Below are 22,147 nucleotides of genomic sequence, written 5' to 3' on the forward strand. Positions count from 1 at the left end.
GCCCCGCAGCCGCAACCGCAGGCCCAGCCGCGCATGGCCGCCGAAACCGTCGTGTTCGCCGGCGGGCAGCAAGCGGCGACCCCCATGCCCGCGCAGGCCGCGGTGCGCGCCCGCCTCATCGACACCACGAACAACCGCGCGTACGACCTGGCGTCGGCGCGCCTGCTCATCGGCCGCGAGTCGAAGAACGACATTGCCGTGCACGACGTGAACGCATCGCGCACGCACGCCGAGCTGCGCTTCGAACCGCAAGGCGTATGGACTATCACCGACCTCGGCTCCACGAACGGCACCCTGGTGAACGGCCGCGAGGTTGCCACCCAGCCGCTCTCCGAAGGCGACCGCATCACTATCGGCATGACGAACTTCATGTTCACCCAAGCCTGAGCGGAAACGGAAGGATAACCCGTGATCGACGTCGTACTTCTTATCGTACGCCTCCTGTTCGTCGCGCTACTGTACCTGTTCCTGTTCGCAATTATGAAAACGGGCATCGGGCTGGTGCGCGGCCAGCGCAAGAAGGAACGCACCTGGAACCTCTCGGTGGAGAAGGGGCCGAAGGAGCTGCGCGGCGTATCCATCGTCGTTCGCGGGCCCGTCATCGTGGGCCGCAGCCCCGGAGCCGACATCGTGGTGGGTGCCGGATACGTGTCCGGCCGCCATGCGCGTTTCCAGCTTATGGGGCAGAACCTGTTCGTTGAGGACCTGGGATCCACGAACGGCACGGGCGTGAACGGCCAGCCCATCACCGAGCCTACCGCTCTTCGGAACAACGACGTCGTGAACGTGGGCGACGTGGCCATTCGCGTGAGGTTCGCCTAATGGCCGCCGATCGTTCGTACAAATCCACTCCGCGCACCCGCAAGGGGGCGCTCACCTCGTTCGGCAGCCGCACCGACATCGGCTGCCTTCGCGATCACAACGAGGACAGCCTCGTGGTCACGCCGCCCCTGTTCGCCGTCGCCGACGGCATGGGCGGCCACGCCGCAGGCGAAGTGGCGTCCGAGATAGCCGTGCGCGTGCTGTCCGAACTTGCCCCCGAACATCCTGACGGGGAAGCGCTCGGCCGCGCCATCGAGGAGGCGAACCGCGCCGTCATCCAAGCAGCGCGCGAAGGGCGCGGCCGCCAAGGCATGGGAACCACCATGACCGCGGCCATGCTGGAAGGCGAGCGACTGGTCATCGCCCAGGTAGGCGACTCGCGCGCGTACCTGCTGCACCAGGGCAAGCTCCAGCAGCTCACGCGCGACCACAGCCTGATGGCCGACATGATCGAGGCCGGGCAGCTCACGCCCGAAGAGGCGCGCACGCATCCGCAGCGTTCGGTGATCACGCGCGCGCTGGGCAGCGACGCGCACCTCCACCCCGACATCTACGAGATCAACGTCGAAACCGGCGACCGCCTGCTCATCTGCTCCGACGGCCTGTCGGGCATGATCTTCGACGACCAGATCGAGAATACCCTGCGCCGCGTGCAAGACCCGCAGCGCTGCGCGTCGCAGCTGGTGAACGAGGCTATCGCGGCGGGCGGCCACGACAACGTCACCGTCATCGTGGCCGACGTGACCGGCTACGCCGAAGTGCGCCGTAAGAAGCTTGCGCGCAAGACCAAGCTGTCCATTGCGCTGGTGCTGGTGCTGTTCGCGGCCATCGTCGCCGGAGCCGCCTGGGGCACGCAAACCTACCTGAACACCGCCGCTTATCTGGCAAACGACAACGGCAAGGTGGCCGTTTATCGGGGGGTTCCCGGCTCGGTGCTGGGGCTGTCGTTCTCGCACCTGGAACGCACCACCGACGTGACGGTGGCCGATCTGCAACCAGGCGTGGCTAACCGGCTGAACGAGGGCATTCGCGTGGACGACATGGAAGCGGCCGATGCTCTCGTGAAGGAGTACGAGGACGAGATCGCCGCACGCTCCAAGAACCAGGCGGAAGGCGGCAACGCCGAAAGCGGCCGAAACGCGGACGCGAAGGATGCGTCGGACGCTAAGAACGGCGGTGCCGCGTGACGCGCCGCAATGTAGAACTCGTCCTGCTGCTGGTGGCGGCGCCCGTGGTGGCGCTGCTGTTCGCCATGATCGCCATCAACCAGGGGCAATCGCTCGACATGACCACCCTCGGCGTGCCGGCGGCCATCTTCGTGGCCTTCGTCATCGCGCACCTCGCCGTGCGCAAGTTCGCCGCCAACGCCGACCCGGCCCTGCTGCCCCTCTCGTTCGCGCTGTCCGGAATCGGCATCGCGTTCGTCACCAGCCTGGCGCCCAACCTGGCCGTCGGCCAGGTGATGTGGTTGTTCGTGGGCGTAGCGTGCATGGTGCTGGTGCTGGTGTTCGTGCGCAACCTCGACAAGGTGGCGAACTACAAGTACACGCTCATGATCGTGGGCTTCCTGCTGCTGCTGTCGCCGCTGGTTCCGGGCCTCGGCCAGGAGATTTACGGCAGCCGCATCTGGCTGCATATCGGCAGCTACTCCTTCCAACCGGGCGAGATCGCCAAGATCGTGATCGTGCTGTTCCTGGCGGGCTACCTCGCGCAGAACCGCGAGATGCTGTCGGTGTTCACCTGGCGCGTGGGCCCGTTCAGGCTTCCCGACATCCGAACGTTGCTGCCGCTGCTGCTGATGTGGGGCATCGCGCTGGTCATCGTCGTGTTCGAGAAGGATCTGGGCAGCGCGCTCGTGTTCTTCTTCGTGTTCCTGGTCATGCTGTACGTGGCTACGGGAAAGAAGTTCTACCTGGTCATCGGTTTGGGTCTCATCGCCATCGGCGGCATCGGCGCGTTCATGGCCTTCGGCCACGTGCAGGTGCGCGTGAACACCTGGCTCGACCCCTTCGCCGATGCGCAGAACACGGGCTACCAGCTGACGCAGGCCATCTACTCCATCGCCGACGGCGACTTGTTCGGCGTCGGCATCGGGCGCGGCCTGGCCGAACAGATCCCCGTCGTTGAGAGCGACTTCATCTTCGCGGCCATCGCAGAAGAGATCGGCCTTCTGGGCGCGGCCGGCGTGCTGCTGCTGTTCCTGTGCTTCGCCGTGCGCGGCTTCGTGACGGCGGCGCGCGCGAAGAGCGACGTCAGCTCGTTTGTGGCCGTGGGTCTCACGTCCATGATCGTGCTGCAGGCGTTCATCATCGTAGGCGGCGTGACCAGGCTCATCCCGCTGACGGGTCTTACCCTGCCCTTCATCAGCCAGGGCGGCTCGTCGCTTTTGGCCAGCTTCATCATCGTAGGCTTCCTGCTGCGCTGCGGCGACGAGGGCACGGGCGTGGGTCAGGAGATGGCCAGCGCCACCACCTCGCTGCACGCCAACAGCGTACTGGGCCGCGTGTCGCTGGGCAAGCGCCTGAACCACAGCATGCTCTTGTGCTCCGCCCTGTTCGCGCTGCTGGTAGCGAACCTCACGCTCATCATGGTGGTGCAGGCCGACTATTACCAGAACATGCCGGGAAACAACCATACGCTTGCGAAAGAAGCGCGCTCGGAGCGCGGCACCATCGCCACGTACGACGGCGTGGTGTTAGCGCGCAGCGTGAAGGAGGAAGACGGCACCTACGAGCGAGAGTACCCGGCGGGCGACTTGGCCAGCCACGTGGTAGGCTACTCGTCGCCTCAGTTCGGCAACTCCGGCATCGAGAAGGCGTACAACGACACGCTGAAAGGCGAAGAGAACTTCGCATCGTGGACCGACGTGCTGAACTCGTTCGCCGGCATCGGCACCGCGGGAAACGACGTGACGCTCACCCTCAACTCGAAGATCCAGCAAGCCGCGCAGGATGCGCTTGCCGGACGCAAGGGCGCGTGCGTGGTGATGGATCCCGACACAGGCGCCATCCTGGCCATGGCCTCGGCTCCCACATACAACGCGGCCGACTTCGCGGCGGTCATCGAGCAGGCGAACGCGAACCCTGACGACAGCACCCTCGTCGATCGCGCGGCAGGATCGCTGTACGCACCGGGCTCCACGTTCAAGATCGTCACGCTGGCCACCGCGCTCGAGGACGACGTGGCCGACGAGGACACGGTGTTCTCCTCGCCCGGCACCATGGAGATCGGCAACGCAACCGTCTCTAACTTCAACAAAGCGAACTACGGCAGCCTCACCTTGGCCCAAGCAACCGAGCTTTCGTCGAACACGGTGTTCGGCCAGCTAGGCGTAGAGATGGGCGCTGACAAGCTGGTCGCCGGAGCCGAGAGCTTCGGCTTCAACAAGGAGATCGACTTCCCGCTGTACACGCCCGAATCACTCATGCCCTCGGCCGAGGACCTGCAAAAGAGTCCCTGGGAGCTGGCATGGGCAGCCGCCGGCGAGCCGGTGGGAGACACCACGCGCCCCGGCCGCGAGAGCCCGGCCGGCCCCCAGGCCACCGTGCTCGAGATGGCCATGGTGGGCACAGCCATCGCCAACGACGGCGTCATCATGCAGCCCTACCTCGTCGACAGCGTGAACAACGCCAACGGCGAACGCAGCTTCTCGGCCTCTCCGACGAAACTGATGCAAGCCGTCAGCAAGACCACGGCCGGACGCGTGCGCGACGTGCTGCTGGGCGTCGTGCAGAACGGCACCGGCACCGCGGCCGCCATCCCCGGCATCGACGTAGCCGGCAAAACCGGCACCGCCGAGAAGGAGAACGGCAACGACAGCTGGTTCGTGGGCATGGCGCCGGCCGAGGATCCGCGCGTCGTGGTGGCCATCGTCATCGAGGACGGCGAAGAGGGAGTGGGAACCGCTAAAGCGCAGAATGTATTGAAAACAGCTTTGGAAGTTCAGGGACTTTTGTAGATAAGGTATGCTGATGGCCCGTATACTGTCTGGAAGAAGTATACAGCCCAGCATGTAACCTAAAGGAGCTAAAACGTGACCGGAAACATGATAGGCAGGGTATTCAACAACCGCTACCAGATAACCGAGCGCATCGGCATCGGCGGTATGGCAGAGGTGTACCGGGCGCAGGACAACGTGCTTGGCCGTCTGGTCGCCGTGAAGGTCATGCTGCCCCAATACGCCGCCGACCCGAACTTCACGCAGCGCTTCAAGCAGGAAGCCGCCGCTGCAGCCAACCTCCAGAGCCCCTACATCGTGAACGTGTACGATTGGGGTCAGGACGAGGGCACCTATTACATCGTCATGGAGTTCGTGCGCGGGTCCGACCTTAAAACCGCCATCATCGAGCGCGGCGCCATCAACCAGCGCAAAGTCGCCGAGATCGGCTCGCAGGTATGCCAGGCGCTTTCCGTGGCGCACGGACTGGACATCATCCACCGCGACATCAAGCCGCAGAACATCATGGTGCAGCCCGACGGCAACGTGAAGGTCATGGACTTCGGCATCGCGCGCGCGAAGAATTCCGTCATGACCCAAACCTCCTCGGTGCTGGGCACGGCTCACTACATCTCCCCCGAGCAGGCGCAGGGCAAGGACCTCACCGCCACCAGCGACATCTACTCGCTGGGCATCGTGCTGTACGAGTCGGCCACGGGACGCTTGCCGTTCGACGGACCCGATGCCGTGAGCGTGGCCATGAAGCAGGTCAACGACCTGCCCGTGCCGCCGCGCGAGATCAACCCCGATATCGATCCCGCGCTCGAGGCCATCATCATGAAGGCCATCGCGAAGAACCCGGCCGACCGCTTCGCCACCGCGAAGGACATGCGCCTCGCGCTGAACGACTACCTGGCCGGACGGCCCGTCAACCTGGGCGAAGGCTTCACCAGCGCCGAGACCGTGGTCATGGGCGGCGTGGTGCCCCCCGTCGGCGTGGCCGACGGCACGGCCGTCATGCCCGCGATGGGCGGCGTCAGCCCCGCATCCCCCACCGCGGCGCAGCGCTCCTACAACGCGAACAACACCAGCGGGAAGAAGAACAACAAGAAGACCATCGCCATCGTCATCGGCATCATCGCGGCTCTTGCCGTGGTAGGCGGCATCGCGTTCGCCCTCATGTCGGGCAGCGGGAACGACAAAGACAAGGTCGCCGTTCCCAGCGTGGTAGGCCAGACGGTGGATCAGGCCACAGCCGCCATCGAAGGAGCCGGTTTCGAGCTGGGGAAGGTGGAGGAGTCGTTCGACGACAAGGTCGAATCCGGCAAGGTGATCAGCCAGGATCCGAAGGGCGACAGCAAGCAGGCCAAGGGCACTAAGATCAACCTCACCGTGTCGAAGGGCGTGCAAGAGATCACCGTGCCCGATCTGACGGGCATGACTGCCGATCAAGCGCAGAAAGCGCTCACGGCCAGCGGGCTGAAGTACGCAAAGGGAGCCGCCGAGTACTCCGACACCGTCGAGAAAGACCACGTGGCGCGCCAGGACATCGCAGCAGGCGAGAACGTAGCCAAGGACACCGTGGTCACGTACTACCTGTCGCTAGGCTCCGAAGGCATCGAGGTTCCCAACGTGGTGGGCATGTCGCGCGGAAACGCCGTGACCACGCTGAATAACGCAGGCCTGATCGTGGATACCGACAACTACACCTACGAGGCCAGCGACCAGCCGGAAGGCACGGTGCTCGCCCAAACACCCGCAGCAGGCTCGAAGCTGCAAAAGGACGGCTTGGTGGCGCTAACGCTGAGCAAGGGGCCCGAGAAGAAGACGTTCTCCGTCGCGGTCAACGCGAATGGAGGCGGCAAGATCTCGGCCAGCGCTTCGTCGGTAACCGAGGGCGACAGCGTCACCATCACCATCACGCCCGATAGCGGCTACGAAGTAGCATCGGCCAGCGGCTTGGACGACGTGCCGAAGTCAGGCGGCACCTTCACCATCTCGAATGTGAAGGCGAACGTCAACGTGAACGTGACCTTCCAGGCAGTTACGCCATCCCCCACGCCGGATCCCAAGCCAACCGACGACACCAACAAGAACTAGGAATCTCCGCGATGCGTCTTCGGGCGCATCGCTTTTTTTATGCGTCCTGCAAGGCGTCCTGCAAGCTCGGGGCAAGCCGGACGATTAATGCTACAATATCAAACGCGCCTCCGTAGCTCAGGGGACAGAGCACCGCTCTCCTAAAGCGGGTGCCGCGCGTTCGAATCGCGCCGGGGGCACCATCTGATCGCAAAACGGCGCCTCTCGGGCGCCGTTTCTTCTTGCAAGCCGGAAGCGCGTTCCGCCCTCCTCCTACTGGTACTCGCGCAGAGCCCCTTCCTTCAATACGAGGATCACGCAGGTTCCCTTGCCGAGCTCGCTTTCCACTTCCATATGCGTACCGGGACCGAAGTAGCCGCAGATTCGATCGTGCACGTTCTTCACCGCGATGCCGAGGCCGAGCGACGATTCGGGATGAAGAATGTTGCAGCGCGCCTCTTCGGTCATACCCACGCCGTTGTCGCACACGCGCACAATCACGTCGTTGCCCGTGACCTCGCCCGTCACCTCGATAGTCAACTTCCCCTCGCTCGGCATGGCGTGGCGTACAGCGTTCTCCACGAGCGGTTGCAGCAAAAAAGGCGGCACCAGCATGTCTTCCACACGAGGATCGATCCGCATCTCCATCTCCACGCGGTCGGCACCGAAACGCGCCACTTCGAACGTGAAGTACCGCTTCGTTTGCTCCATCTCACGCGCGAACACGATCAGATCGGCGGAGTCTTCAAGCGTTCGGCGATAGAACACGGCGAATTCGCGCAGCAACTTGCGCGCCGTTTCGGGGTCGGTGCGAATGAGTGAGGCGATGGTGTTGATGGTATTGAACAAGAAGTGCGGATTGATCTGGCTTTGGAGCATCTTCAGCTCCATGCGCGTGGCCAACTGCGTCTGCTCTTCCAGCGCCGATGCCGCCATCTGCGTGGACAGCAGTTTGCCGAACCCTTCGGCGATGGACTTCTGCGTCTCGCTGATGTGCTTCGCTCGGCGATAGTAGAACTTGAGCGTGCCCTCGACGTTGCGGCCTACGGCAAGCGGCACGATGATGGCCGCCTTGATATTCGACGACTCGCTGGGGAAGCCGATATCTTCGGGCGTGAACAGGATGCGCAACTTGCCGTCGGCGAGCGTGGCATGGGTCGCGTGGGTGCGGATGATGCTGCCCGGCAGGTTCTGAGCTTCCTCGAAGCCTGCGTATCCCAAAATCTGCTTTTTGTCGGTGATAGCCACGGCGATAGCCGCGGTGGACGGCAGCAGCAACCCGCAGATCTTCTGCGCGGCCTTGTAATCCATGCCGTCGTTCATGCAGGTCAGCGTTTGGCTAGCCAGCTTCAACATGGAGTCAGACTGACGAGCGCGCACCGAATCGGGATCCATGATGAGACGGATGACCACCACTATGGACAGCGTGAACACCACGCCTGCGCATACCATGATTGCCACATTGCGATACGGCACCGCGATGGACCACAGCAACACAAGACCCGAAAGCGCCGTCACCGTGAACATGAACATCTCGAGCGTGAAGAAGCGCGGCAGCGCCGATTTCGACTCCCTGGTCTCTTCCTGCATGGTACCTCCCCGCGTTGCTCAACCCTGCCCAAGCAGCGCGCTTGAGCCCATCAGCCCAGTATACCGAATTCGTTGAGAACAAGTATGACGGCGGCCACAATCAGGAAGAAGCCGAAGACGAAGCGCAATGCGAGCTCGGGAACCACCCGCACAAGACGCGCGCCGATGACCGCGCCGGGAATAGAGCCCACGGCGATGGCAATGCCCGCCGCGTAATTGATGTTTCCCAGCAACGCCTGCTCGACGACGCCGGGAATGGCGAGGATCATCACGGCGATCAGCGACGTGCCGGACGCCTGGCGCATCTCGATGCCGATAAGAGACAGCATGAGGGGCACCATGATGAACCCGCCGCCCACGCCGACGTAGCCGGATGCCACGCCCGCGCCCAGGCCGATCCCTGCGCCGATGAGCAGCTGCTTGCGCGTGAGTTTGCGCGGCACAGGGTCGACGGCAGCGCCAGCCTGTGCGCTCACCTTCGTCGGATCGTCAATCGCGTCGTCGTTCGCCGCAGCGTCGCCTACACGCTCGATGGCGGCTTCGTCCGGCTCGATCGTGCTGCTCGACGCTGCATGCTGTTGCGTGCGGTTCTGCGAGCGCATCTTGAAGGCCTTGCCCAGCATTTTCACCGCCGACCAGCCGATGATGAGCGCCGCAGCCACCATAATCATCCAGGCGGGCGAAATCTGCGCAAGCCACACGCCCAAAGGCGAGGTGAGCGCTCCGCCGAGGCCTGCCGCCACGCCAAGCGACACGATGCACGTTTTATGGCGTATATGGGATGCCGCGCCCGATATGGACGTGGGAATAATGGCGAACAGCGACGTGGCCGTGGAAACGACGGGGCTCATGCCGAACGCCAAACGGAAGATGGGAACCATGACCGTGCCGCCTCCGATGCCCAGCAATCCGGACAAAATTCCGATAGCCACGCCGGCAATAGCCGGCAGCACGAACATAGCGAGCACATCCATAGTTTGACGCCCGATCCTTTCCCGATCTCTCAACACGCGAGCCGCTCAACTGCACGCCATCGTACAGCTTAGACTGCGCCCCGTGGAGGCTCCGTCATGCAAACGTTGCCGAGCGTGCTTATTTATTCCGCGACGTTCAGGCGAATCTCGCTCGTCACACCCGGATCGATGCCGGCCGCCGCGATGGCCGCCTGCGCCGAAGCAAGTCGATCGGCTCCGTTGCCGGCGCTGGCCTGGCGCTGCGCGGCCGACTGCATAAGCGCCGTACGCAGGATCTGATCGTTCTCCATGCGCGCCATCAGCTCCGGCCACACGAACTGGAACTCGAAGTACTTCGAGCAGTTGCGCTGGGCATACGTCGTCGCTTCGCCGGTGGCCGCCTTCGCCGCTTTCCGGTACGCCTTCTTGTCGGGGCGCGCCAAGCTCCTCAGAAAGGCGGTCAAACGAATGCGCTTCGTGATGCCTGGCTCAAGGAACGGGCCCGGATACGGCTCCAGCGAAGACGGCTTCACCTGCAAAAGGTCGATCTGCGTGCGGCTGTACTCCATCTTCCGGTATTCGTAGAGCCATCGGAAGATATCCTGACGGAAGCGCGTGCCCTCGCTCTCGGTTTCGGGAGGAAGGTGGCGCAGGCTCCACTGATTGTCGAACCAGATGTCCGAACCGTACATACGCAGGTCAAGCATGTAATCGAGATCTTCGCCGCGCGCGATCCAAGGATCGAACGACAGACGCTTGAACGCCTCTTTATGCAAAGCAAGGCAGCCGCCGCACGTATGGTTCGATCGGGAAAGACGAGGGCCGCGCATGGCCTTCGAGATCCATTTGTTGAAGGCCTTTCCCTGCTGCCAGAAATGGTTGTACCACTTGTCCTGGCTCTTCGACAGGTAGGAGCCTTCGGAATTGAAGTAGAAGCCGGTCTTGGCCAGGATGGGAATGCCCTTCTTCGTGAGCTTGCCCAGGCCGTACATGGCCTTCTGCAGGAAGTCGGCGTCATCCACCACTTCGTCGTCGTCGAGGAACACCACCGAGTCGAAGCCCAGCACGTCGGCCATCACCAGACCCAGGTTGCGCACCGCACCGTAGCCGGACAGGCCGATCTCCTTCTGCAGCTTGCCCAAACCCAGCTGCTCCATGCGCTGCTGGATAAGTGCCAGCTCGGGAGCGCCGATGACCACGGTGTTCAGCGAGGGAAAGCGCGAGACAACGCTTTGAACCTTCTCGGCCGCCTGGTTCTCGATCGACGGCTCGCTGACCACGAGCACGATGATCTGGCCGGCGCCGCGCACCTTCTGCAACGACGCAAGCAAACGCGGGAGCTCGCCGGGTTGCGAGATGGGAGTCGCGTGATCGTAGGTCGTGAGCACGCTGCCGCCTTCTTTGCGGCGACGCGCGGACACGAAAGTGGGGATCACAATAACGGGGTTCATGCACGTCCTTCACTCGGGTACAACTGCGAGGGCTCGGCCCAACCCCATATTGTAGCGATATACGCCCCGCAGCCTTGTCAATTCATCGAATCAGTGAAGGCGAGCTATTTGGTCATATATTAAAAGAAAGCAGGCGCGGCTCACGCGTTCCGCGCCTGCTTTCCCGCTAGCGGGCTACTGCCTTCTTCACCACGTCGAAGCGCTTGAGCGCGGAGAGCAGCGGAAGCCCCAACACGTAGATGACCAGGGCTTCGCCGAGACCGGTGGCCACCACGCCGAACAGGTACATGGGCAGGTACAGCCCGTCGAGCGCGATAGACGTGAACGGGATGGTGTAGTAGCCCAGGCCTTGCAGCAGAAGGGGTAGATACGCAGGCACGATGAGCGCGTTCGCGATCACGGGGCCCAGCAGCGCCAGCTTCGGACGCTCGCGCATTTTCCAACACCACAGCGCGCCAAGGAACGTGGCCAGGCTGCCGAACACCACGTCCAGCATGCCCAGCGCCCCCGTTCCGTTGATGGCGAGCGCCATAAGGTTCGCGATGATGCACCCGACAGTGAGGCCGGGCACGGCCGCCGGCGTAAGCACTGCCAGCACGCACACCGCCTCGGAGATGCGGAACTGCACCGGCCCCCAAGCCAGTCCTTGCAGCGCCAAAAGCGTGATGAGGGTGGCAGCCGCGTACACGGCCGCGATCATGCCCGCTTGGGCGACGTACGTCGTCTTCTTGTTCATGGATATGCTCCTGTTCTCCGCGCGGCGCGGTGCCGCGGGCTTTGGGCAGCTAGTAATCCGCGAGTGCAGGGCCCAACGATGCAAACGCGGAGCCGTCGACGGATGCGAGCGTGAGTTTCGCAACCGGCAAAGGCCGAAAGGAAGTATAGCAGAGGCGCGGCCGAGGGCGCACGGTAAAAGCACGAGGGGCGCCGCATGTCGCAAGCATCGAACACGGGGACGAACCGCCCTGCTTGCTATGCACGCCATGAAGCGCTTTTTGCACAAAAACCCGCGACGTTCGATAACAAGAAGGCCCGAAAGCGCGCCCAAGGGTGCAGCTTTCAGGCCTTCGATTATGCACGATGCTCTGACCTGGCGCTTCACATTATCGCGCAGAAGCCTATCGCAAGCGAACGGTCGGCGAAATCACACATCGGCGCTTTTTGTGCGTAGAAGCACGCGGAGCGTGCATCACGCTGGATTCTGCACGGCATCGCCTACGCGCCCGGACTCCTCCTTGCGGCGGTCGACCGCGGCGCGGCGGATGCGAAGGACGGCGTAGCCTACGAACACCACCGAGTACACGGCGACGGCCATCTGCGCAGGAGCGCCGCCGCGCAGGGCGGAGGGCACCAGCATGAGCAGCAGATGCACGTACACGAGGCCCCAGAAGGGATACGCCAGCAGCTGCACGCGCTTCCACGTCTCCTTCTTCATGCGCTTCTTCACCACGTTGAACGACGTCACCCCCAGCACGACCAGCAGCGCGAACAGCGCCAACGCAAGCGCAAGCGCCACGGCGACATTGGTTTGCGGCAGCCCCGTCGAGAGGTTGGCCGCGTACGAGGAGAGGTAGATGGCCATGTGGCCCAGCGACAGCAGCCACGCCATGATGGACAGCTCGGCGCGGATGGGACGCAGGTACGTCGCCACGCGCGAGTCGCGCGCGAACACCCCGATGTACATCACGACGGCGAACAGCGCGGTAGCCAGCGTGCACTTGTGCAACAGCAGGAACAGCGCGTCGTACAGCATCGGCGGTAGTCCCGCGAACGAGCCGACCACGAACAGCACGTCAAGCGTGGCAGCCAGGGCGTAGAACGCCAACGGACACGACTTGATGGGCCGCTTGCATGCGAACGCGAATGCCACAGCGCCCGCAAGAACCAAGATGAGCGTCATGAGTGCACCTCCATCACCGTCAACGCCAGCGCCGCGAACGCGCAATAGGGCTTCTCGGCCGCAAGCTCCTGCGTGCGCTGCATGAACGCAGGGAGCCACGCTTGCGCATGCTCGCGCTCAAACGTCTGAATGCGCTCGGTCCAAGCAGCGACAGCTTCGGCATCGTCGCAGTTCAGAGCATCGGCGAGCTTCGCGTACAGATACGACAGGAATTCGAACTCCTCGAACACGCTATCGCACGGCTCTTTGCGCGCATTCTTCGCCACCACGCCCGCCTCGCGCATCAAGCGCTCTACATCCAGCGTCACCGGCGTGCGGAACAGCGCGGGAACGCCTTTCATCCCCCGCTCCACGTGCAGAAACGCGCTTTCGTACGGGAAGATGGGGGTGTGGCCGCCGGGTGCCAGGTACAGGCGCGAGTACACGATGCGCATATCGGCCAACAGATCGGCCGCCGACGCATCGCGCCAAGCAGCAAGCGCTTCAGCCGTCGAATCCGCCGCCGCCGGGTCGGCGCCCGCATCGAGCAGGCATGCCCGGGCATCGTCGGCGAACGACCCGTCGACCAGCCCTTGCGCCAGGCGCTCATCGGGATACGCGAACGCGCACGACAACAACTCGAACGCATCGGCCTTCCCCACCGCCCGCTTCACCGCTTCTTCTCGCCCCATAAGTCCCCCTTGTTCCGACATCTTCGCCCCAAAAACACGCCACAGCGCGTGAGGCGTGTTTTTGGAGCGAAGATGCCCCGTGCGCCGGAGCCTAAAGGGGGCGATCCCCTTTAGGCCGTCAGCGCCTTATTTACTGCAAGTAGTATACGCTCGGTTTCGTGCCGGCTTCCTCGTTGAGGAACATCGTCTCGCGTCCCTCGATGGCCTTCGACACGTCCGACTCGGGATCGTCTAGGTCGCCCCAGTAGCGCGCGCGGCCCGGGCACAGCTGCATGCAGGCGGGCACGTCGCCGCGGTCGATGAGGTTCTTGCAGAACGTGCACTTCTCCACCGTGCCACCCTTATGCGGCGGGGCATCGTACTCGCCCACCACGACGTCGAGGTAGTACTCGGGGCTCTTGATCAGCGTGCGCACGCCCTCGTACGGGCACGCCTTGATGCACGACTCACACCCGATGCACAGCTCGCTGTCCACCGAAACGATGCCCGTCTCCTCGTCCTTGGCGGTAGCGCCCGTCGGACACACATCGAGGCACGCAGGCTTCTCGCAATGCTGGCACTGCATCGGAAGGAAGTTCAACGTGCAATTGGGGAACGTGCCACCCGCGTTGTCGTTTGCGAGAGCCCCGCGCACCACTGCCGTCCCCAGCGTGTTCCAGTCATCGTCCGCCTTGGTGTACACCACATTGTACGAGAGGTCTTTCGGAAGGTTATTCGCAAACTTGCAAGCAGTCGCACAAGCTTGGCAGCCAATGCAGCGACGAAGATCAATAGCCATTCCGTATCGAGTCATATTCCCAACCTCCTAGAGCTTTTCGATGGCCACGGCGCAGTCGAAGTACGACTGGTTCCTGCAAGCCTGGTTGTAATCATTGAACGTGGTACGTGCGAGATCGCCATCTATATGCTCACGCGTCAGGAAGCTGCGAGGGCAATGGAGCGACTTGCGCTGCTGCCCCGCGTTGAGCACGGCGAGCAAGGTGACGGATCCGCGATCGTTGTAAAGGCGAATCTCATCGCCCTCTTCAATGCCAAGCTCGGCGGCATCTTCGGGATTGATGCGGCACACCGGCTGCGCTTCAAACTCTTTCATATAATCCACGTCGTACCATTGCGTGTGCGTGCGCGTGCGCATATGCTCGCAGCAAATGGTGAAGGGGAACTGCTCGCGTATGGGATTGCCGAGATCTGCCTCGCGCGCCGGCTCCCAGTAGCAGGAGAACTTCTCCTTCTCAAGATCAACCTCTTGACCCATGTTGTAATCAGGCTTAGGAGCTTCACGATAGAACATGGCCCGCTTCGATGCCGTCTTGAAGATACCGCCTTCGAAAGCGACAGCCGGCTCGGTGTCGCAGCGCAGGTAGTTCTTCTCGCGCACCTTGTCGATGGTGATTCCGTTCTCCTTGCCGAAGGGCGTTGAGAGGCAGGTGTTCAGGTATTCGTCAGCAGTGAACTGGAAGAAGTCGCCATAGCCCATGCCCTCGGCCAACAGCTTGTAAATCTCGAAGTCGGGCTTGCTCTCGTACAAAGGCTCGATGGCTTTCTGGTTCCACAGCAGATAGGGGTTGCCGTAATAGCGCACACGCAGGTCCTCGGTTTCGAACCAATGGCACGCAGGCAGCAGGATGTCAGCGTATAGAGAAGTGTCGTTCATGGTCATGTCTTGGATAACGATGAACTCGAGCGCCTTCATAAGCTCGATGGTCTCGTTCTGCTCCGTCTGGTTTGAGACGATGTTGGTGCACGAAGCGTAGAAAGCCTTGACGGGGAACGGCTCGCCAAGCTTTTGACCGCTCGATACGACATTGAAGAAGTCGCTCCAGTTGATTATGGCACCCACTCCTTGAGGTACCTCGCCTGTCGTGCTCGGCAGCTGGAGGCAGGCTTGCACGTTGCCTTCTCCGAAATTCGGCTCACCCGTGTACAGGCCCGAACCCGGCTTGCCCATCTGGCCGGCGACCAGAAGGAGCGTGTTAACGCACTTCGAGCTGTAGATGCCGTTGTTGTAATGATTGAGGCCGAATTTCATATCCGTCTGCACGTTGCCTTCTTGCGTGTACAGATGAGCGAGATGTTTGATGTCGTCAGCGCTCACGCCGGTCACTTCCGAGGTATGTTCCAAAGTCCACGGCGCGACGGCTTCTCGGATCATCTCCATCTCCGTTTTCACGGCATGCCCGGCAATCTCGGGAACGTCGCCCATAGCAGGCTTCTTGGCTTCGCTGTGAGCAACGGCCTCGCCGGCTTCTTCGTCCCACACAACGCACGGATCGACCTTCTCTTCTTGGCCTTGCGCGTTGGTGGTCGTAGTAGGTTCTACCCCCAAATCGCTCATGCGCAGGAACATGCCGTCTTCTTTGATGAGGAACGGCGCTTCGGTATGATCTCGCAGGAAGTCCGTCGCTTCCCAGCTCTGTTCGAGAATCTCGCGCACGACTCCCAGAGCAAGCGCGCCGTCGGTCGCAGGATGAACGGGAACGAACCAGTCGGCTTTCGAAGCCATGGTGCGGTAGGCGATGTCGATGACTACGAGCTCGGAGCCGGCATCGCGGGCCTCGAGATAAAAATGCGTGCGCTGCTTGTCCGACACCGCAGTGTCACCACCCCAGATCACATGATGGTCAGCGTTGGGAACGTCCGAAGCACGGTTTCCGGCCGAGCCGGGGCCGAACATGTAGGTCCAAGACATGGGCGTGGCGATATCGCGGTCCGGCAGAACACGGCTCGCCCCCATGACATTGAGCAGACGCGCCATGACGGAGCCTTCCGGGGCTCCTCCGCCAAGTTCGGCGGTGTTGCCACTACCCAGGAAGAACGCAATGGACGTGGGACCAAACTCGTCAATGTACTGCTTCCACTTATCGGTGATTTCGGAGATGGCCTCGTCCCAGGTGATACGCTCGAACTCTCCCGCGCCACGTTCGCCGACGCGACGCATGGGATATTGCAGACGCTCAGAGCTGTATACGCGCGCAGGCTGCGAGAGCCCCTTGGGGCAGATGCGGTCGAATTCCGGGCCGTCCTCGAAATGGCCCGCCGTGGTGCGGACGACCTGCCCGTCGCGAACATGGACATCCAGATAGCAGCCCTGGCCGCATTGGGAGCGGCAGGCACCGGAGAAGATTTGCGTCTCGGGGGCTCCCTTTTGCGGTTCGGCTTTTTCCAGGTTCTGGGTTTGGGGGCTGCAGCCTACCAGCGCGCCTGTCGCCGTCAGCGCCGCCGCACCCTTGATGAAGCTCCTGCGGGTGAACCCATGCGTTGCTTGTTCAGCCATGTGTGCTCCTCTCTTTTTCACTCCTCGGCCGCAAGGCCTTCCGATGCTCGCCCTTCGCAGATAGCGGGGAGGGGATCGCGTTCTGCGAAGGGCGGGGTGAAAAGCCTCGTTCCCCTGGCCTTTCATGAGTTTCACTTTACGGAGCGCCGAAGGATATTGCGATAAATCGGAAATAAGTTTTGCGTTAAAAAATTCTTAACCACGTATTAACGCCGCTGGTCAAAGAGCTGTTCGAGGCATTACAGCGATCAAGCGCCATCCAGCTCGAGCAACCAGGCATTGACGACCTCCGCCGCCTCTTCAGCGCTCATCCTCAAGTCAACGGCCTGAGCAGCCGCAAGGTAATCGTTAGCCCAATGTGGATAGACAACGACCTTCGTAGGCCATACCCTCGGTTCACGATCGGCCTTCACCGCTTCTTTCGCACGGGCTTCGAAAATGTCGATGACGGCACGCTTGATATCCGACTTAGAGGGATGCCCTGTCGAATCGGAAAGCTGCTTGATCAGCACGAGGTCGACCAGGTCTCTCGGTCGATTGTTTCTATACCCCTTGTCAGGGTCATGAGGATCGGTTGCCGCATGAATTTTTTGAGCCGCTTGATAGCACATGGCCATACCGACAAGCTTTTCCGGAGTAGGTATGCCAAAACCCTCAAGCGACGGCGCGGCGAAAGGCTCCTGGGCTGAACCCGCCATGCCTTCATCAGGAGACACTTCCACTTTAATCTTGCGCCAGGTTTTGTTCCTCAGAGAAACGGTTACGACGAACCTGCGCGGGCAGATGCTTTTGCCTGGCACCCTAATCTGCTCAATCTCCGAACGAGCGAACTCGAACGGCCCCCAATTTCTGCTAACGAACTGCTCGTCCATTAGTTCCAAGAATTCGTCCAAATCCCCACGGACTATCCCGTCGATATCTTTAGTGGCTCTTGAAGCGAGGCCGAACACGTGCTGGAGAAGCGTGCCGCCCTTCAGCGAGAACCTGCACGCATTGTCATCATCGACCACTTGTTGAAGCATGGCGGTTATAACCGTCGAAGCGATGAGCCATCTCACCCTTCCACTCGCAGCAATACCGAAATCAGCTTCGGCATGATCGATCCATGAGTCTAGAACACCAGCGTTTCTGGGCTCTTTGCCTCGGGGCTTCATGCCGGCCATCAGCTCATGAAGGCTCTCCTCTTTGTTCTTGCTCATCAGCTCCCCCTACCATCGCTTCGAACCGCTCGGCCTCCCTTTTTCCCAGCAGCCCCCTTTTCCTGCCGTTTTCGACAGCCTGCTCCAACAAGTAGCGCGGCGTTCCGGTAGCCGCGCACTGCTCGATCGCAGTAGCCAGCTTCACGCAGCGCATCCCTTCCCACCAACCAACTTGTTTCGCGTCCACCGTTTCATAATGGATCGCATAACCCTCGCCGCCCTTCCTACGAATCCGGCGCCCGCCATCAACTACTACATGTATCGAAGTGGGATTCACATCGCAAACATCGTACGCATCGAGCGCCGTTTCATGGCTGAGCGCAGCTTCGTCGCACCCCGTCCATAAGAGCGCCAACATGAACCTATCGAAACTCGCCGGAGGTACTTGGGGAACGCGATAGACGCTGCGAACGACGCGCTCGAGCCTTCCTCTTTTTACAAGCATGGCCAGAGAAGGCGCGCTTACCCCTGCTTCTTCCGCTTGAGCAGTCGTCACGAACCCGTATTGGTCTAGAGCCACTTCGCGAAGACGATCTATGTCGAATACAACTTCATTCATGTCAAAATATTAACACGGTGTGAATATTTTGACAAACCAAAACTAGGCTGCGCAAAAAGTAAACACGGTGTTCACTTTTTTGCAAGCTTGTTGCTCCGCGGAAGCCGAAGCCGCGGCAGCGGCTCTCACTCCAAGGTGTCGGCCATCTTGTAGCCTACCCGCTGGACGGTGAGCAGGTACTTGGGCTCCGAGGGGTTCTCCTCGATCTTCTCGCGAATCTTGCGGACGAACACGGTGATGTTGTTCGTGGGCTTGCAGTCGGCATCCGACTCGCCCCAGATGTACTCCTGGATCTGGCTGCGCGTGAACACCTTGCCCGGATGCGCCGCCAGAAACGCCACGATCTCGAACTCCTTCGTGGTCAGCGCCACCGGGCGCCCCTTCACGCGCACCTCGTATTCGCCGAACCGCACCTCCAGCTCGCCGATACGCGCCACGCCCTCGCGGTTGCGGCAGCGGGCGAAATCGATGGTGTCCTTGTGGCGGCGGATGTTCGCCTCGATGCGCAGCAGCAGCTCGGTGGAATCGAACGGCTTCGTCACGTAGTCGTCGCCGCCGGCGCGGAAGCCGATGCTCTTGTCCACGATGTCGCACTTCGCAGACAGGAAGATCACCGGGATGCGGCGGCCCTGCTCGCGGATGCGCGCGCAGAGATCGAAGCCGTTCGTGCCCGGCAGCATCACGTCCAGCAGCAGCAAATCGGGATGCTCGCTGGCCAGCAGCTCCAGCCCGCTTTCCGCATCCCTCGCGCCGCAGAACGCGTAGCCGTTCGACACCAGCAGCTGCTCGAGCGCTTGCCGCAGGTTGTCCTCGTCGTCGATGACCATGACCTTATACATCGTCCTCCCCCTCTATCTCGCCCACGATCGCGCTCGCGGGAATCGTGATGACGAACCTGCTGCCGCGACCGAGCTCGCTTTCCACCGACACGGCGAACCCTTGCATGTCGCCGTATTCGCGCACCAGTGCCAAACCGAGGCCGCTGCCGTTGTATTTGCGCGTGGACGTGCTGTCCACCTGCACGAACCGCTCGAAGATGCGCGCCTGGTCCTCGGGCGCGATGCCGATGCCGTCGTCCACCATCGACAACGTCACCACGCGCGCCTCGGCGTCGTACGCCACGCGCAGCTCGATGGAGCCGCCGTCGGGCGTGAACTTGATGGCGTTGCTGGCCAGGTTCTCCAGCATGCGCGTCGTCTTCTCGTAGTCGCCGTTGACCAAGGGCACGTCCGACGCCACCTTCGTGCTGAACGACACCTCGTACTTGCGTGCCAGCGGAGCCATGGTGCCCTTCACCGATGCCGCCACGTCGCCCAAATCCATCGGCTCGCAGGTGGCGCGCATGCCGCCCGCATCCGAACGCGCGATGTCCAGCATGTTGTTGATCATGTTGAGCAGGATGCGGCTGTTCTTCTCGATCTCCTCCCACGAGCGACGGTCGTGCTCGTTGGCCGGGTCGCACGCCTCGCGCGATATCTGCGCGAACGTGATGATGGACGTCAGCGGCGTGCGCAGCTCGTGGTTCACCATGCTTAGCAGGTCGGACTTGAACTGCGTCTCCTGCGCCAGGTCGGCGTTCAGCTGCTCCAGCTTGTCGCGCTGGCGTTCCAGCAGGGCGTTCGCCTCGCGCAGGTCCACCGTACGCTCCTGCACCTGCGATTCCAGATGCTCGTACATGCCCCGCAGCTCGCCCGCCATGTCGTTGAAGCCGGCGATGAGGCTCCTCACTTCCTTCGCGGCGAAGCGCTGGCTGACGGACGCGCCCAAGCGTCCCTGTTTCAGCTCGCCGAACGCCGCGTGCATGCCGCCCAACGGCCGCAGCACGAACACGGTGGTCACCACCAAGATGACCAGGCCGATGAACACGGTGATCAGCAGGAAGTACGCCATGTCTCGGATGACGTTGCCGCGCATGGCCGCCTGCTGCTGATCGAGGGGGATCACGATGCTGATGGCCCCGCCGACCGACTCGAGCGTCCAACCTTCCTTCGCGTGGTCGGTGATGTCGAGCTCGCCGACCGGCTCGCCGTGGCATTCAAGGCAGCTGTCGTCCACTTCGAGCGCTTGAAGGTAGCGGAACCGATCCTCGCCGTCGAACGGGGCCACGCCGTAGTATTCGGTCACCGAACGATCGGCGTTGAACGCCTCGAGCGCCTTCGTCTCGAACTCGTCGGGAATGTCCTGCTCGCTGCGCGGATCGAAGTTCGTGTACCGGATGTGGTAGTCGCTGCCCGCCGAGAACAGCCGGCCGACGCTTTTGCCCACCACCGAGCAGTGCAGGCCCTTGAACTCGTAGCCGCCGCTGGACGAATTGTTGATGATGCTTTGGGAGTTGTCCATGAACTGCCACACCGCGTCCATCTCGCGCGCGAACGTGCGCGCCTCCTCCAGCATGGCCTGCTCGGTCTGCCGCTGCTGCGAGTACAAATCGAACGCGACGAACGCGAAAAACGACACGGCGAACACCGCCGTCAGAGCGGTAAGATAGATGGTCTTCAGACTGAAAGCATGCTTCCCCATGAGCGCCCCCTACGCTGCGTTCGGAAAAATTCGCAGCGTGCAAGCACCGTAGCATAATCGTCTGATCGAAGCAAAGCTGCGACGAGCAATCAGCGACCTGGGGAAACACACGCATTCGCATCGCCCATCTGGCTATTATGATCTCGTTGCTCAAAGAGAGAAAACCTCAGCGCTTCTTGCGCGGCCTGCCCTTTTTGGGAGTTTTTCCCCGGTCGGAGGCTTTTTCGCCGCGCATGCGGCGAGCCTCTTCGCGGCGCGCGCGCAGGTCTTTCGTCTCCTGGCGAAGCGCCTGGTACGATGCGTAGCGCTGTTCGCTGATATCGCCCGACTCGACGGCGGCGCGCACGGCGCATCCCGGCTCGTCCTCGTGGCTGCAATCGCGGAATCGGCAGCGCTCGGCCGCCTCCTCGATATCCGCGAACGCTGCGCCGATGCCGGTATCGGCCTCCCACAGGCCCAGTCCGCGCACGCCCGGCATGTCCATGATGAAGCCGCCGCCGGGAATGGCCACCATCTCGCGGCTCACCGTGGTGTGCCGACCCTTGCCGTCGCGGTCGCGCACGGGGGTTGTTTCCTGCAACTCGTGTCCTACCAGCATGTTGATCAGGCTCGACTTCCCCACGCCGCTTTTGCCGATGAGCACGGCCGTGGTGTTCGGCGGCACAAGCGCGCGTACCGCTTCCACGCTGGAAGGATCGTCGGCCGACACGACGACGGTCTGCACGTCGGGGCCGGCCAGCGCGCGCACGCGATCGCGCACCGATGCCACTTCGGCATCGCTTTCGGCGAGATCGGCTTTCGTCAGCACCACGGTCACGGCCGCGCCCGTCTCGTAAGCCAGCACCAGCTCTCGCTCGAGCCGCCTCACGTTCACATCGGATAGCGGTTGCGCCACGAACACACGGTCGAAATTCGCAGCCAGCACCTGCGGGAGCGCGCGTTCGGTGGGATCTTTGCGCACGAACGCGCGCGTGCGCGGCAGGATACTCTCGATGATGCCCTTGTCATGGCCCTCCGGCACGGTCACCTCGACGAAGTCGCCGATCACGGCGCGCACTTCCTCGCCTTTCACCAGCGCGGTGGCATGCTCGCAACGCACGAACGACCCCTCGTCGGTGCGCACGAGCGGATATCCTCGATCAAGCTTGACGACCTGGCCTCTTTGCAAAAGCCCTCCTTCGAGTCACGAACA

General features: G+C 62.3%; 18 protein-coding genes and 1 tRNA gene. 6 read left to right on the plus strand and 13 right to left on the minus strand.

What is annotated here, in order from left to right; translation table 11 throughout:
• From HMPREF1023_RS06475 to HMPREF1023_RS06500, 6 genes are all read left to right on the plus strand, one after another.
• On the plus strand, nt 1-387 hold a 387-nt coding region (locus HMPREF1023_RS06475; RefSeq protein ID WP_156788371.1), incomplete at its 5' end, for an FHA domain-containing protein.
• A gap of 21 nt (nt 388-408) precedes the next feature.
• Nucleotides 409-822: an FHA domain-containing protein gene (locus HMPREF1023_RS06480; RefSeq protein WP_009305393.1), complete on the plus strand. Its 414-nt coding sequence runs from the start codon at nt 409-411 to the stop codon at nt 820-822.
• Complete coding sequence (locus HMPREF1023_RS06485; protein ID WP_009305394.1) at nt 822-2,009, plus strand: Stp1/IreP family PP2C-type Ser/Thr phosphatase; 1,188 nt, start codon at nt 822-824, stop codon at nt 2,007-2,009. The genes HMPREF1023_RS06480 and HMPREF1023_RS06485 overlap by 1 nt, the downstream gene beginning before the upstream one ends.
• Nucleotides 2,006-4,780, plus strand: coding sequence for an FtsW/RodA/SpoVE family cell cycle protein (locus HMPREF1023_RS06490; protein ID WP_009305395.1), 2,775 nt, complete (start codon nt 2,006-2,008; stop codon nt 4,778-4,780). Before HMPREF1023_RS06485 ends, HMPREF1023_RS06490 begins: the two co-directional genes overlap by 4 nt.
• An 87-nt stretch (nt 4,781-4,867) precedes the next feature.
• Nucleotides 4,868-6,859, plus strand: a complete 1,992-nt coding sequence (gene pknB, locus HMPREF1023_RS06495; protein WP_009305396.1) for a Stk1 family PASTA domain-containing Ser/Thr kinase — start codon at nt 4,868-4,870, stop codon at nt 6,857-6,859.
• 106 nt (nt 6,860-6,965) lie between these two features.
• Nucleotides 6,966-7,041, plus strand: a tRNA-Arg gene (locus tag HMPREF1023_RS06500).
• A gap of 70 nt (nt 7,042-7,111) precedes the next feature.
• Here HMPREF1023_RS06500 and HMPREF1023_RS06505 read toward each other — a convergent pair.
• The 13 genes from HMPREF1023_RS06505 to rsgA form a co-directional block, all read right to left on the minus strand.
• Nucleotides 7,112-8,428: a histidine kinase gene (locus HMPREF1023_RS06505; RefSeq protein ID WP_009305397.1), complete on the minus strand. Its 1,317-nt coding sequence runs from the start codon at nt 8,426-8,428 to the stop codon at nt 7,112-7,114.
• Nucleotides 8,429-8,478: 50 nt separating this feature from the next.
• Nucleotides 8,479-9,402, minus strand: a complete 924-nt coding sequence (locus HMPREF1023_RS06510) for a sulfite exporter TauE/SafE family protein (RefSeq protein WP_009305398.1) — start codon at nt 9,400-9,402, stop codon at nt 8,479-8,481.
• Nucleotides 9,403-9,524: 122 nt separating this feature from the next.
• Nucleotides 9,525-10,832 (minus strand): glycosyltransferase family 2 protein, encoded by a 1,308-nt coding sequence (locus tag HMPREF1023_RS06515; protein WP_009305399.1) that lies wholly within the window; start codon nt 10,830-10,832, stop codon nt 9,525-9,527.
• A gap of 166 nt (nt 10,833-10,998) precedes the next feature.
• Nucleotides 10,999-11,568, minus strand: a complete 570-nt coding sequence (locus HMPREF1023_RS06520) for a QueT transporter family protein (protein WP_009305400.1) — start codon at nt 11,566-11,568, stop codon at nt 10,999-11,001.
• Between the two features lie 453 nt (nt 11,569-12,021).
• Entirely contained in the window at nt 12,022-12,732 is a 711-nt protein-coding gene (locus tag HMPREF1023_RS06525) for a ferric reductase-like transmembrane domain-containing protein (RefSeq protein ID WP_009305401.1), read from the minus strand.
• Nucleotides 12,729-13,403: a molecular chaperone gene (locus HMPREF1023_RS06530; protein WP_009305402.1), complete on the minus strand. Its 675-nt coding sequence runs from the start codon at nt 13,401-13,403 to the stop codon at nt 12,729-12,731. The genes HMPREF1023_RS06525 and HMPREF1023_RS06530 overlap by 4 nt, the downstream gene beginning before the upstream one ends.
• 130 nt (nt 13,404-13,533) lie before the next feature.
• Nucleotides 13,534-14,196: a 4Fe-4S dicluster domain-containing protein gene (locus HMPREF1023_RS06535; protein WP_009608419.1), complete on the minus strand. Its 663-nt coding sequence runs from the start codon at nt 14,194-14,196 to the stop codon at nt 13,534-13,536.
• Nucleotides 14,197-14,208: 12 nt separating this feature from the next.
• A complete protein-coding gene (locus HMPREF1023_RS06540; protein ID WP_229040901.1) occupies nt 14,209-16,803 on the minus strand; it encodes a molybdopterin-dependent oxidoreductase in 2,595 nt (864 codons plus the stop codon).
• Between the two features lie 122 nt (nt 16,804-16,925).
• On the minus strand, nt 16,926-17,876 hold the full coding sequence (locus HMPREF1023_RS06545; RefSeq protein ID WP_009305405.1) for a nucleotidyl transferase AbiEii/AbiGii toxin family protein: 951 nt from the start codon (nt 17,874-17,876) through the stop codon (nt 16,926-16,928).
• Nucleotides 17,845-18,435, minus strand: coding sequence for a type IV toxin-antitoxin system AbiEi family antitoxin domain-containing protein (locus HMPREF1023_RS06550; RefSeq protein ID WP_035578674.1), 591 nt, complete (start codon nt 18,433-18,435; stop codon nt 17,845-17,847). The genes HMPREF1023_RS06545 and HMPREF1023_RS06550 overlap by 32 nt, the downstream gene beginning before the upstream one ends.
• A 125-nt stretch (nt 18,436-18,560) precedes the next feature.
• Nucleotides 18,561-19,274 carry a response regulator transcription factor gene (locus HMPREF1023_RS06555; protein WP_009305406.1) on the minus strand — a complete coding sequence of 238 codons (714 nt, stop codon included), beginning with the start codon at nt 19,272-19,274 and terminating at the stop codon, nt 18,561-18,563.
• Entirely contained in the window at nt 19,267-20,955 is a 1,689-nt protein-coding gene (locus tag HMPREF1023_RS06560; RefSeq protein ID WP_009305407.1) for a DUF3365 domain-containing protein, read from the minus strand. Before HMPREF1023_RS06560 ends, HMPREF1023_RS06555 begins: the two co-directional genes overlap by 8 nt.
• A gap of 166 nt (nt 20,956-21,121) precedes the next feature.
• A complete protein-coding gene (rsgA, locus tag HMPREF1023_RS06565; protein ID WP_009305408.1) occupies nt 21,122-22,123 on the minus strand; it encodes a ribosome small subunit-dependent GTPase A in 1,002 nt (333 codons plus the stop codon).
• Nucleotides 22,124-22,147 lie beyond the last annotated feature (24 nt).

Origin of the sequence: Eggerthella sp. 1_3_56FAA, from assembly GCF_000185625.1 — a bacterium.
GTDB classification, from domain to species: domain Bacteria; phylum Actinomycetota; class Coriobacteriia; order Coriobacteriales; family Eggerthellaceae; genus Eggerthella; species Eggerthella lenta.